This window comes from Paracoccaceae bacterium, assembly GCA_012103375.1.
GTDB lineage: Bacteria > Pseudomonadota > Alphaproteobacteria > Rhodobacterales > Rhodobacteraceae > WLWX01.
Map to the genome: position 1 here is coordinate 1,888,331 of WLWX01000001.1, position 11,442 is coordinate 1,899,772.

Below are 11,442 nucleotides of genomic sequence, written 5' to 3' on the forward strand. Positions count from 1 at the left end.
CAGCCCGCGCGCGTTCAGATCGCCACAGCCGTATCACGCATGATCTGTTCCATATCCGGGTGACGCCTCCCATCGCGGTTCAGCTCTGCGCCGCCAGCCTCGAATATCAAACGGCCCAGATGCTGCGCGCGGTCATAGGCCGCGCGCGCCGCCGGAACCCGTTCTTCGGAATAGGCCTGCAGGGCCGGGGGCACGTCGCCCTCGGACAGGCACCGCGCCAATGTCAGCGCATCAAGCGCTGCCTTGGTCACGCCCATACCCACATGCGGGCGGGCGACACAGGCCGCATCCCCGACAAGGGCGGCCCGACCCGCAGCCATGACCGGAGAGTGATGATCGTAGATCGGCGTGAAAAACGGCCGCTCGCCACGTGCCAGTACATCGACAAAGGGCGCTGACAGCCGGGCGCGCGCGTCCTCCATCATCGCCTCCAGCACCTGTTTGCGCACCAGTGGCGGCGGAATGGATATGGCGTGACGATGCCCGGCGGTGTCGGTCAGCATGTCGTCCAGCGCCGCCTTGGGTGCCGCCGAGTACCAGACGAAATTATATTGCCGGTGGCCGGGGCGCAGATCATTGCCCGGCCCGGCGATGGGATAGCCGATGATCTGGGTGTCGCGGGGCAGGAAGAACCCGAAGGGCGCGAAGATGCGCTGATGCACGCCCGGCGACAGATCGGTTTCTTTCGCAAGCGCACGCCAGACGACGTAACCGGCATAGGTGGGCTGAACCTCGGGCAGCATCTGCGCGCGGACCGAGCTGCGAAACCCATCCGCACCAACCAGCAAATCGCCCCGCGCCGTGGTTCCATCGGCAAAGGACAGCCGCACACCGTCGCCATCGTGTTCATAACTCAGCGCATGCCGGCCCAGATGATAGGCCCCATCCGGAACCAGCGCGCGCAGCAACTGGTGCAGCCGCGTCCACGAAGTGACGATCTGGTGGTATGGCATTTCCGCCACGCGATCGCCGTTCAGATCAAAGGCGACCCGTTCGGTCACCTCGACACCCAGCCTCTCGACCGGGGCGCCGACCGATTGCAACGCGGCAATCAGCTCAGGATGGGTGACAATCCCCGCCCCGCGCCCGGCAAGCTCGACGTCCGAGCGTTCAAAGACCTCGACCGACCAGCCCTGCGCCTGCAGGGCCGTTGCCGCGAACAATCCGCCGATTGATCCGCCCGCGATCAATGCGTGTCCGCCCATGGCCACCCCTTTGTTGAAATGCCGCGCCCCCTTGCCCGGCACAGCTGCACCCGGCCGGGCCATAGTGACCATTGGTCAGACGCAGGCAAGGTCATGCGCGCATTTCGCTGGACCATTTCGCGCCGGGGCCACATGTTGACCGCGACCAGCCAGATCCGGGCTGCCCCATCGGTCGGAGGCCCCGTGCCGCGCATCGCCACCCTTTATGCCTTCTGCGCAGCCGCGGCAGGTGTTGCGCTGTTCCTGGTGTTGGGCATCCCGCTGCCGTGGTTGCTTGGCTCGATGTTCGGCTGCCTTGCGGCGGCGTTGATCGGGGTGCCGCTGGCCGGATTGCCGGTCATCAGCGTGCCAGTGCGCACCATTCTTGGCGTCGCGGTCGGTGCCTCAATCACCCCGGCGGTCCTGGGACAACTTGGTGGTTGGGCGCTGTCCATTGCGCTGGTCCCGCCTTTCATTGTCTTGATCGGCGCGGTCGGATATCCGTATTTCCGACACCTCTGGCGCTTTGATCCGGCCACCAGCTTTTACGGCGCGATGCCGGGTGGCTTGCAGGATATGCTGATCTTCGGGGAAGAGGCCGGAGGCTCGGCACGCATCATGAGCCTGATCCACGCCACCCGGGTGCTGATCGTGGTGTCTGTTCTGCCGCCGATACTTGCACTGTGGCTGGGTCTGGATTTGACTGGCGCGCCGGGTGTTCCGGCCCGCGATCTGCCGCTTGGCGAACTTGCGCTGATGGTGGTTCTGGCAATTGGCGGGTGGAAACTGGCCCAGGCGGTCGGCTTGTACGGCGCAACCATTCTTGGGCCGCTGATCGTCACCGCGGCGGCCAGCCTGCTTGGTGTGCTGCACCACCGCCCACCCGCCGAGGCCATCGTCGTCGCGCAATTCTTCATCGGGCTGGCCGTTGGCACGCATTATTCCGGCATCACCTGGTCCGAGGTCCGGCGCGTTGTCGCCGCCGCGCTGGGCTATTGTGTGCTTCTGGCGGGCTTGTCGGCGGGGTTCATCGCTGTCGCCTATGGTCTGGGCGTCGCACCGCTGGCCGAGATCATTCTGGCCCTGTCCCCGGGTGGCCAGGCCGAGATGGCGCTGCTGGCCATCGTTGCGGGCGCGGATGTCGCCTATGTGGTCACGCATCACATCGCGCGGATTGTCATCGTCATCATTGGTGCGCCGCTGGTCGCGCGCTGGCAGAGGTAGACGTCGATGGATGTGATCACCCTGTTGATCTTTGTCACAGTCGCGTTTTTGCTGGCTGGCACGGTCAAGGGTGTCGTCGGAATGGGGCTGCCGACAACTGCCATCGGGTTGATGACGCTGACGCTGGACCCCAGAAGTGCGATTGCGATCGTCCTGATGCCGATGATCACGCTGAACGCCTGGCAGGTCTGGCGGTCCGGGGATACCCTGGCCGCGCTGCGCCGTTATGCGCCGTTCATCACCGTCCTGATGATCGGAGTGGCGCTGACCTCGGTCCTGTCGGCGCAGGTGTCCAACCGGGCGTTGATGGGCCTGACCGGGATCGCGATCCTGATCTTCGTGGCCGCCAACCTGTCACTGTCGCTGCCGCGTCTGCCGGATCGCCTGGACCGACGGGCGCAGGTACTGGCCGGGCTGGTCGCGGGCGTCATGGGCGGGTTGACGGCGGTTTGGGTGCCGCCGCTGGCGATCTATCTGACGGCGCGACAGGTCGACAAAGCGGAATTCGTGCGCGCGTCGGGCTTGCTGATCTTTCTGGGCAGCCTGCCGCTGGCGGCGGGCTATGTTGCGCAGGGGCTGCTTGGCGGGTGGCTGGCCCTTCTGTCGGCGGCAATGATCCTGCCGGGGCTTGCCGGGTTCACCGTCGGAGAACGGCTGCGCAACCGCCTCAGCCCGGCGCGGTTCCGCATGGTGATGCTGCTGGTGTTCCTGTTCTTCGGCCTGAACCTGATCCGCCGCGCGTGGTTCTGACCCGGGCGGTCAGCTGTGCAAAGCCACGACCCGTTGCACGGCAGGGCGCTGCATCATCGCTTCGGTGTGGGCCGTCAGGCGCGAAAATTCGCTCATGTCGACGCCATCGGCAGGCATCCAGCGCGTGATCGTGAACAGATAGGGATCGCAGATCGAATAGCTGTCGCCCAATACCCAGGGCCCGTCGAGGTAATGCGCTTCGATCACGCGGGCGCAATCGGTCATGTTTTGCGCCACTTTGGCGCGCATCGCGTCATGGGTCGCGGCATCGTCGGCCCATCGCGCGCCCCTGCGTTTATGGGCATGCGCCACATGAACGGTCGAAGCAAGATAGCCGTTGAATGCCATCGCGCGGGCAAATCCGAACGGGTCCGTCGGGGCCAGCGCCGCATTCGGGAAGCTTTGCGCGATGTAGCCAAGGATCGCCAAAGCCTCGGTCAGAATACCGTCTTCGACCGCCAGCGCCGGAACCCGGCCTTTCGGGTTTATCGCCAGATACGCCGCGCTTTGCTGTTCGCCTTTTGCGAAATCCAGCACCTGTGTGTCATAGGCCGCACCGGTCTCTTCAAGCGCGATATGGACGGGCAGGGCAGCGGTGCCTTTGGCGTAGTAGAGTTTCATGGGCGTCCCTTTCGATGGCCGCGGAAAATACCACATCGCCGGGCCAGTGTCAGGTCCGGCGGGTCATGGCGGTTCGCCTTTTGCGTGGTCCCCGATGGATCCTGGGTCTGTGCGAACCAACGACCGATCAAAGGCGGACTTGCGGTTCGGCCAGGCCCGGCCCGTATCCCGATGCCACGAAGGTTTGGCCGTGGCAGGGGTTGTCGGCGATTTCGGCCGGCGACAGGTGTTCCTGCGCTGATGTGCAAAACAGTGTTGTCAGGTCGGCACCGCCGAATGCGGGGCAGGAGCTGTGCGCCGCGGGCACAGCAACGGCTTGCAGGAACACGCCTTCGGGGCTGTACTGCGCCACCCGCGATGCGCCCCATTGCGCGTTCCACAGGTTGCCCGCTGCGTCAGTGACCGCGCCGTCTGGAAGCAGCCTTTCGCCGGTCAGATCCAGCCAGACCTCGGGCGGGGCGCTGGGCCAGCCGTCTGTTTCGGCCAGCGGTTGACGCATGATTTGCCCGCTGAGTGTGTCAGCGAAATAGGCATAGCGGCGGTCGGGCGAAAAGCAGATGGCATTCGGTACACTGATGCCGGTGTGCAACGCGCGCAGTTCACCACGATAATAGCGATAGATCGCACCCGCAGCCGGCGCGCCTGTCTTGCTCATCGTGCTGATCCAGAAGCCGCCCCAAGGGTCGGCGCGCCCGTCATTGCTTCGCGTCTTGGGGTTGTCGGCCTCTAACGGGGCGACAACCTGCCGCGTGCCGTTGCCAAGATTGAACAGGGATAGGCTGGACTCACTGGCGATCAGCAACTGGTCGTCGCTGACCCATCCTGCGGCCGAGACGATTTCGTCGAATTCCCATTCCAGCGGCGTGTCGCCATCCCGGCTGAGGAGTTTTTGCCCCAATATATCGAACCAGAACAACTGCTTGCGGGTCGGATGCCACAGCGGCCCTTCGCCCAGGGTGCAGGCACGCGCATCCCAAAGTGTCGCGCCGCCCATCAGATTGCATCCCAGGCGGCGACGGTTTCGCTGGCGCGCGCGCTGACGATCTCGGCGCTGTCGCCGGGCGCATAGAGCGACGATCCCAGTCCAAAGCCCGAGGCACCGGCAGCCACCCAGTCCGCGAAACCGGCAGGCCCGACGCCGCCGACCATGTACACTTCGGTGGCTGGTGGCAGCACCGTGCGGATCGCCTTCAGCCCGTCTTGCCCCAGTTTGAAGGCCGGAAACACTTTCAGACCATCCGCCCCGGCGGCCAGGGCGGCGAAACACTCGGTCGGGGTCAGCACGCCGGGGAAGCTTTGCAGACCAAGCGACTTGGTCGCGCGGATCACTTCGGGATTGCAATCGGGCGAAACGATCAGCTTGCCGCCAGCATCCGCCACGTGAGCCACCGCACCCGGCGTCAGAACGGTCCCGGCACCGATCAGCGCGTCATCGCCATAGGCCCGTGCCATCGCCGAGATGCTGTCGAACGGATCGGGTGAGTTCAGCGGAACTTCGATCCGGGTGATGCCGGCCTCGATCAGCGCGGCGGCGACGGGCGTCGCTTCGGGCGGGGTGATGCCACGCAGGATGGCGATCAGGGGGCGGCTCATATCAGTCCTTTCAGTGCAGCGTCGGTGTGGGGGTGGCGGGGGTGCGCGCAGCGCTCAGGCCACGGCGCGTCATCTCGGCGACATCGGCGCGCGCAGGGTCAAGCCCCTGCAGGCGCAGCGCGGCGGTATAGACATCGGCCAGCTTGGCCGCCCCGATCAAGGCCACCGGACGGCCCAGCCAATAGGGTCGCGCGGCGGCCAGTTCGGCCCCGATCAGCGTGCCGGACAGGCGCGCGCGCGGTGTCGGGCGGCAGGTCGGCCAGCAGGCTTTCGGCGCGCAGGCCGAACAGGGACCGGGCCAAGCTTTCAGGGTGGCTCTGGGCTTCGGACACGGCGGCTTCGAACGCGGACGCATCCCAGCCGGTGCCAATCGAATGGCGCAGTACGCTGTTGTTGGAAAGCAGCGAAAACAGCTCTCCGGTCAGGAAGGTTCGGAAACTGACAACCTCTCCGGCGCTGACCTCGACCCATTTTGAATGGGTGCCGGGCAGGCAGATGACGCCGTCGAAATCCGGGTTGCTGGCAAGGTATCCGGCGATCTGAACCTCTTCGCCGCGCATCACATCTGCGGGGGTTGGCTGGCATAGTCCGGGGACGATGCGCAGGGCCAACCGGGGGTCGCCGGTGGGCGGCGTGACGGTGGGGTGGCCGACAGGGGCGCAGGGGACGGCGGCATATGGCGCCTAGGCCCAGCCCTGGCGCGCGCCTGCCATGCCTGCGACATACACCTCGGTGACGCCATCGCCCAGCCAGCCCCCGATCATGTCAAGCAATACGGTTTCATAGTCCGCCGGGGCTAGCGCGGACATGCCACGATCCGATCCCGCTTCGGCCAATACACCGTCATTCGCGTCCATCGCCCAGGCCCTGAGGTTCGAGGTGCCCCAGTCAACGGCGATCCAATCGGCCCGAATGGGGTTGCCCGTACTCATCCCGTTGTCACCACGCCGCCGTCGATCACCATGGCCTGCCCGGTCATCATCCGCGCCGTGTCCGAGGCCAGGAACAGGGTGCCGCCGACGATGTCGGCCTCACTCAGGTGTTCTTTCAGGCATTGCTTTTTCAGGTGCGTTTTCAAGGCTTCTGGCGTGGCCCATTGATCCATTTGCTTTTGCGTCAGTACCCAGCCGGGCATCAGGGCGTTGACCCTGATCTTGTCTGGCCCAAGTTCGCGCGCAAGGCTGCGTGTCATGCCGGTGATCCCGGCGTTGGCGGTGGTGTATGTGGCATAGCCTTCATTGCCCATCATGTAGCTGATCGAGCTAAAGTTCACGATCGCCCCGCCCCCGGCGGCGCGCATACCTGCGATCACTGCCTGGCAGGCGAAGAAATAAGCCTTGAGGTTGATCGCCATCGACCAATCCCAGAAATCGCTGTCGATCTCCTCGACCGCGATGCGTTTGTCATTCGCGGCGTTGTTGACCAGCCGGGTGACCGGCCCATGGGCCTTGGCGGCGGTGTCGATGGCGGCTGTCAAAGCCTCGGTATCGGTGATGTCGCAGGGGATGAACAGCGGGCGGATGCCGGTTTTCTGCTCCATCTCGTCACAGAACGCGCTGGCGTCCGAGCGTTGGACAAAGGCCACCCGCGCGCCCTGGCGCAGGAACCCTTCTGTCAGGGCGGCGCCGATGCCGGATCCGCCGCCGGTGATGAAGACCGATGCATCGCGCAAGTCGGGGAAAATCGCGTCACTCATGTTGTGGGGCCTTCGGTTGCCATGTGTTGCGGTCCCCGTTCTTGCAAGTCGGTGCAGGCCGGGCGACGGGCAGGGCCAACCCCTGCGCCAGGTCCGACACTAACAGCGCTTTGTGTTGCAATGCCAGTAGGCAGCGACCCGCGACGCGTACCGTTGACCGGGGGGAGGCCTGGTCGCGTTGGTGTGGCGCGAAATCGCTGGGGCAGGTCTGGTTGCCGGAGTGACCCCTGCGTCAGGGCTGGCCCTTGTCATCCGGCTGCAACCTGTCCCCGTTTTGGTTGAACACGTGGAAGTCATCAGGCTTGCACGTCATTCCGATAACCTCACCCAATTGGGGCGACTGGCTTGCGGGGATCTGCAATGTCACGGAGGTATTTGCCCCGATATCGGCAATCACTGTGCGCGATCCGCCGTGAAATTCGTTCAGCGTGACGCGACCGGACAGCTGAGCCTCCTCAGGTTCAGCCAGCGAAATGCATTCGGGGCGGATACCCAGTTGAATTGCTTGCGGGGCAGCGAATTCTTGCACCGGGATTTCTTTGTGTCCGGGCGGCTTGATACCGGTCTGGGTCAGGTCCGCCTGCATGATATTCATTTTGGGCGAACCGAGGAACTGAGCGACAAAAACATTTGCCGGGTGATTGTATAACTCGGTTGGCGATCCGGTCTGCATGATCCGGCCGTCTTTCAGAACAACGATACGGTCGGCCAGTGTCATGGCTTCGATCTGGTCATGGGTGACGTAAATGGTTGTAGCATTCAGCGAACGGTGCAGCGCGGCAATTTCGACGCGGGTTTCGGCGCGCAGGGCCGCATCGAGGTTTGACAGCGGTTCATCAAACAGAAACGCAAGCGGTTCGCGGACAATGGCGCGCCCGATTGCGACCCGCTGGCGCTGACCGCCGGACAATGCGGAGGGCTTGCGATCAAGATAGTCGCCAAGCTGAAGAATGCGCGCAGCATCGGCAATTTTTTGGGCAATCCGGGGTTCGGGCATCTTCGCTGTGCGCAATGCAAAGGCGATGTTGTCGCGCACGTTCATATGCGGGTAAAGCGCGTAGCTTTGGAACACCATCGCCAGTTGGCGATCATAGGGTTCCAGGTTTGTGACGTCCCGCCCACCGATCGAAATCTGCCCGGATGTTGCATCCTCCAGCCCGGCGATCAGGCGCAGCAGCGTTGATTTCCCGCACCCGGACGGCCCGACGAAAATGCAGAATTCCTGTTCTGCAATCGTCAGCGAGACGTCATGAATGACCTGAACATCGCCAAAAGATTTGCTTAGATTCCTGATCTGAATTTCAGACATGATTTACCCTTTTACGGCCCCTGCCACCATCGAGCCGGTAATCCGTCGATACATGATCAGACCCAGAAGAAGCGGCGGCAGCGCGGCGATGACCATCACAGCCGCCGCGACCCCCCATTGAACACCGCCGCCGGAGGTTGCGAAAAAGAAGGACGCGCCAACGGTCATTGGCACCGCATCGCTGGTGGTCAGCATCAAACCAAACAGGAATTCATTCCAGGCGGTGATGAAGCCAAACACAAATGTGGTGATCAGTGCGGGCCGGCACAGTGGCAGAACGACACGAAGCAGCCGCCGCCCGGTGCGTGCGCCATCCATGCGCGCGGCCTCTTCCAGTTCAAGGGGCAAATCGGCGATCGCATTGACCAGCAACATCAGCGTCAAAGGCAGATTCACGATCGCAAGGATCAGACCCAAACCCAATTGCGTATCAAGCAGGCCGATAGCCGCGTACATTAGATAGATCGGGATCGCGAAGATGATCAACGGCAGCGCACGCAGGTTCACGATGGCCGGGAACAGGATGCTGCGGCCATAACCGCGCCGGACCATCGGCCAGGCCAGCGGAAATGCAACGATCATCGGCAGAATCGCCCCGATCAACGCCGCCACCAGCGAATTCCACAGATAGTCGTACACGTTCAGGCGATCACTGATGGTCAACACCGTCGCGAAGTTTTCCAGTGTCGGTGCCTCGATCCAAAGCGACGGGTTGCGATTAACCTCTCTGGGGCCTTTGAAGGCCGTTGCAAATGTCGCGATCACCGGAAAGTTCATGACGAATGCGGCAATTATGAAAACGATCCATCGCGGACCCATGCGGCGCTTCATCGTGATGCCCTCCGCAGTAGCCACTGGGCGACTGACAGAACGACAAAGGCAGAGGCGAACAACAGGATTGCCGCGGCCATTGACTTGCCAATCTCTCCGCGGCGCAAAAACGTCTCGAATATATAAATCGACATTGACGTCGTGGACCCGCCCGGCCCAGAACCGACAAGGGTATAGATATTATCAAACACCCGGAACCCGTCGATGAAGCGGATGAATACCGCCACGAACAACGTCGGCAGCATCAGCGGGAATTCGATCTTCCAGAACAACCGCCAAGGCCTTGTGCCATCAACGGTCGCGGCCTCGCGCATTTCCTGGGGAATGGATTGATAGGCGGTCAGAAACAGCAAGAAGGCGAAAGGTGTCCATTGCAGTGTTTCTGCAAGGATCACGGTGGTGAACACATTCTTCGGGCTCAGAAATGCGGGAGAGGAGCCAAGCCAGCTGTAAAGGTAATAGGGGATAGGCCCGGCGAATTCGTTCAGGATCAACCGATACATCAGCCCCATCATCGCAGGGGCGACAATCATCGGAATGATAAGGATCGCGACAATCCACGAATGTTTCTGGATTAACGGCGCAAGATAGACGGCCAGCGCCAGCCCAAGCGCGCATTCCAGAACTGCCGTGATCGTGCCGAAGCGCAATGAAAACCAGGCCGCCTGCCAAAAGGTCTTGTCGGCGGTCACGTCGCGAAAATTCTGCAAACCCGAAAACTCGGGCGATCTGAGTGTTTCGAAGCTGGTTTCGGAAAAGCCGTAAATCAGGCTCAGGATGACCGGAAAGCCAAGGATCGCCAAAAGAAACAGGGTCGTCGGGCTGGCCAGCACGGCGTTTTCAAGCTTGTATTTTTTCACCATGCCCGCGTGCCCTAATCAGAATGGAACGCGGCAATCTTATCAGCCGCCGCGTTCCGGATAGTGTTTACTTCAAAAGCTCGGTCATCGCGTCTGTTGTGTTACCCAGCGCCGTGTCGAGGTCTTGCGTCCCGGCCCAGAAGCCCGTGAACTCTTTGGCCTGTGCTTCATAGACGGACAGCGCATTGGCCGAGGTTCCGCCGTTCATCACAAACCCATAGGTCGAGGCGTATTCGCCCGATTGCACCAGATCGGGACGATCATCGGCAAGCTTCGCCGCAGTGGCGCCTGCCAAACCCGGTGCACCACCAGCCTTGGCATAGGCGATGGCGGCCTCTTCAGTCGACATCCACTGCAGGAACGCGATTGCACCGTCTTTGTTGGTCGCGGCCGCATTCAGGCCCAGGCCCAGCCCGTGAATATGGGTGAACCGACCCTCGGGGCCCGATGGCGGTGCAAAAGTTCCCGTATCGGGCTGCGCGCCGATCAGATCATTTGCTGCGGCGTTCCATTGCACCATCGCAGCGACCTGGCCCGAAGAATAGGCCGCGTTGGCTTCTGCGTATTCATACGAGGTGGAATCAGGGGGTGTTGCGCCCAGTTCGAACAGTTTGTTGGCCATCGACAGTGCGGTTCTGTACGCCTCGCTATCCACGGTGATGTTGCCATCGGCGTCCATCCAATCCGCACCATAGCTGCGCGGCCATGAATGAAAGACCATCATGTTGAACAACAGGTTCTTGGCTTGAATCACCGTCCCATAGCGCGTCGGGCTGTCGGGATTCACCGATTGCGAGAAATACAGCGCATTGGCCACAAAATCCTGCCAGGTCCAGTCTTCCGGTGACTTGGGCGCCAGCGCTTCGCCCAGATGCTCTTGCGCGATCTCGGAGTATTTTGCCTTGGCCGCGTCGTCGGCAAGCAAAGCCTCGATCAGGTCCGTGCGATAATAAAGGAAGTGGAGCGACAGGTCCGTCGGCACGCCGTATTGGGCGCCCTCAAACTGCATGGTTTTCAGGACTGTGTCGCCAAACACCGCGCCAGCCTCATCCGAAAGGGGAATTGGCTCCAGAAATGGTGCGTATTTCCCGATCGAATAGGTCGCCAGCAAATTTGCGTCAAAAGCGGTGCTGCCGGCGGCCAGATCCACCTGCAATTTGTCAAAAAACCCATCGCGAGAGGTGAACAGCAACTCGACCTTGTCTTCGTCAGCAACGTCTGCCCTGGCGTTGTACATTTCCGCCGCCGCGCGCAATGCGGTTTCTTCCGGGCCGCCGGGCCAGCCCAGAACGGTGACTTCGGCATGCACCGCCCCGGCAAGAAGGGATGTCAGCGCTGTGACGCCCAGTAATTTTGCATTCAGTTTCATGATGA

At 62.4% G+C, this 11,442-nt stretch carries 11 protein-coding genes and 1 pseudogene; 2 read left to right on the plus strand and 10 right to left on the minus strand.

Features of this window, described 5'->3' with window-relative positions; genetic code table 11:
• Positions 1 to 14: 14 nt before the first annotated feature.
• Positions 15 to 1,277, minus strand: coding sequence for an FAD-dependent oxidoreductase (locus GKR99_09565; protein NKB27776.1), 1,263 nt, complete (start codon positions 1,275 to 1,277; stop codon positions 15 to 17).
• Positions 1,278 to 1,337: 60 nt separating this feature from the next.
• On the opposite strand from GKR99_09565, the gene GKR99_09570 reads away from it, so the two are divergent.
• Together GKR99_09570 and GKR99_09575 are read left to right on the plus strand one after the other, a co-directional pair.
• The gene (locus GKR99_09570) at positions 1,338 to 2,408 is read left to right on the plus strand and encodes an AbrB family transcriptional regulator (protein NKB27777.1); all 1,071 of its coding nucleotides are present in this window, start codon (positions 1,338 to 1,340) and stop codon (positions 2,406 to 2,408) included.
• Between the two features lie 6 nt (positions 2,409 to 2,414).
• Complete coding sequence (locus GKR99_09575; protein NKB27778.1) at positions 2,415 to 3,158, plus strand: TSUP family transporter; 744 nt, start codon at positions 2,415 to 2,417, stop codon at positions 3,156 to 3,158.
• 9 nt (positions 3,159 to 3,167) lie between these two features.
• Here the strand turns inward: GKR99_09575 and GKR99_09580 are convergent, their stop codons facing one another.
• The 9 genes and pseudogenes from GKR99_09580 to GKR99_09620 form a co-directional block, all read right to left on the minus strand.
• Complete coding sequence (locus tag GKR99_09580; GenBank protein NKB27779.1) at positions 3,168 to 3,779, minus strand: glutathione S-transferase; 612 nt, start codon at positions 3,777 to 3,779, stop codon at positions 3,168 to 3,170.
• 127 nt (positions 3,780 to 3,906) lie between these two features.
• Positions 3,907 to 4,773, minus strand: a complete 867-nt coding sequence (locus GKR99_09585) for an SMP-30/gluconolactonase/LRE family protein (protein ID NKB27780.1) — start codon at positions 4,771 to 4,773, stop codon at positions 3,907 to 3,909.
• Positions 4,773 to 5,372, minus strand: a complete 600-nt coding sequence (locus GKR99_09590) for a 2-dehydro-3-deoxy-6-phosphogalactonate aldolase (GenBank protein ID NKB27781.1) — start codon at positions 5,370 to 5,372, stop codon at positions 4,773 to 4,775. Before GKR99_09590 ends, GKR99_09585 begins: the two co-directional genes overlap by 1 nt.
• 10 nt (positions 5,373 to 5,382) lie before the next feature.
• Positions 5,383 to 6,304 (minus strand): annotated as a pseudogene (locus GKR99_09595) (2-keto-3-deoxy-galactonokinase).
• Positions 6,301 to 7,068 carry an SDR family oxidoreductase gene (locus GKR99_09600; GenBank protein ID NKB27782.1) on the minus strand — a complete coding sequence of 256 codons (768 nt, stop codon included), beginning with the start codon at positions 7,066 to 7,068 and terminating at the stop codon, positions 6,301 to 6,303. The pseudogene GKR99_09595 and the gene GKR99_09600 overlap by 4 nt, the downstream one beginning before the upstream one ends.
• 232 nt (positions 7,069 to 7,300) lie before the next feature.
• Complete coding sequence (gene ugpC, locus GKR99_09605; protein NKB27783.1) at positions 7,301 to 8,377, minus strand: sn-glycerol-3-phosphate ABC transporter ATP-binding protein UgpC; 1,077 nt, start codon at positions 8,375 to 8,377, stop codon at positions 7,301 to 7,303.
• Positions 8,378 to 8,380: 3 nt separating this feature from the next.
• Entirely contained in the window at positions 8,381 to 9,208 is an 828-nt protein-coding gene (locus tag GKR99_09610) for an ABC transporter permease subunit (GenBank protein ID NKB27784.1), read from the minus strand.
• Positions 9,205 to 10,071 carry an ABC transporter permease subunit gene (locus GKR99_09615; GenBank protein NKB27785.1) on the minus strand — a complete coding sequence of 289 codons (867 nt, stop codon included), beginning with the start codon at positions 10,069 to 10,071 and terminating at the stop codon, positions 9,205 to 9,207. The genes GKR99_09610 and GKR99_09615 overlap by 4 nt, the downstream gene beginning before the upstream one ends.
• Before the next feature lie 64 nt (positions 10,072 to 10,135).
• Positions 10,136 to 11,437: an extracellular solute-binding protein gene (locus GKR99_09620; protein ID NKB27786.1), complete on the minus strand. Its 1,302-nt coding sequence runs from the start codon at positions 11,435 to 11,437 to the stop codon at positions 10,136 to 10,138.
• Positions 11,438 to 11,442: the final 5 nt, after the last annotated feature.

What these genes read in the sequence shown, in the direction of transcription:
- GKR99_09565 (NKB27776.1), bottom strand. Translation starts at nt 1,277, where the DNA reads ATGGTCACTATGGCCCGGCCGGGTGCAGCTGTGCCGGGCAAGGGGGCG.
- GKR99_09570 (NKB27777.1), top strand. Translation starts at nt 1,338, where the DNA reads ATGTTGACCGCGACCAGCCAGATCCGGGCTGCCCCATCGGTCGGAGGC.
- GKR99_09575 (NKB27778.1), top strand. Translation starts at nt 2,415, where the DNA reads ATGGATGTGATCACCCTGTTGATCTTTGTCACAGTCGCGTTTTTGCTG.
- GKR99_09580 (NKB27779.1), bottom strand. Translation starts at nt 3,779, where the DNA reads ATGAAACTCTACTACGCCAAAGGCACCGCTGCCCTGCCCGTCCATATC.
- GKR99_09585 (NKB27780.1), bottom strand. Translation starts at nt 4,773, where the DNA reads ATGGGCGGCGCGACACTTTGGGATGCGCGTGCCTGCACCCTGGGCGAA.
- GKR99_09590 (NKB27781.1), bottom strand. Translation starts at nt 5,372, where the DNA reads ATGAGCCGCCCCCTGATCGCCATCCTGCGTGGCATCACCCCGCCCGAA.
- GKR99_09600 (NKB27782.1), bottom strand. Translation starts at nt 7,068, where the DNA reads ATGAGTGACGCGATTTTCCCCGACTTGCGCGATGCATCGGTCTTCATC.
- ugpC (NKB27783.1), bottom strand. Translation starts at nt 8,377, where the DNA reads ATGTCTGAAATTCAGATCAGGAATCTAAGCAAATCTTTTGGCGATGTT.
- GKR99_09610 (NKB27784.1), bottom strand. Translation starts at nt 9,208, where the DNA reads ATGAAGCGCCGCATGGGTCCGCGATGGATCGTTTTCATAATTGCCGCA.
- GKR99_09615 (NKB27785.1), bottom strand. Translation starts at nt 10,071, where the DNA reads ATGGTGAAAAAATACAAGCTTGAAAACGCCGTGCTGGCCAGCCCGACG.
- GKR99_09620 (NKB27786.1), bottom strand. Translation starts at nt 11,437, where the DNA reads ATGAAACTGAATGCAAAATTACTGGGCGTCACAGCGCTGACATCCCTT.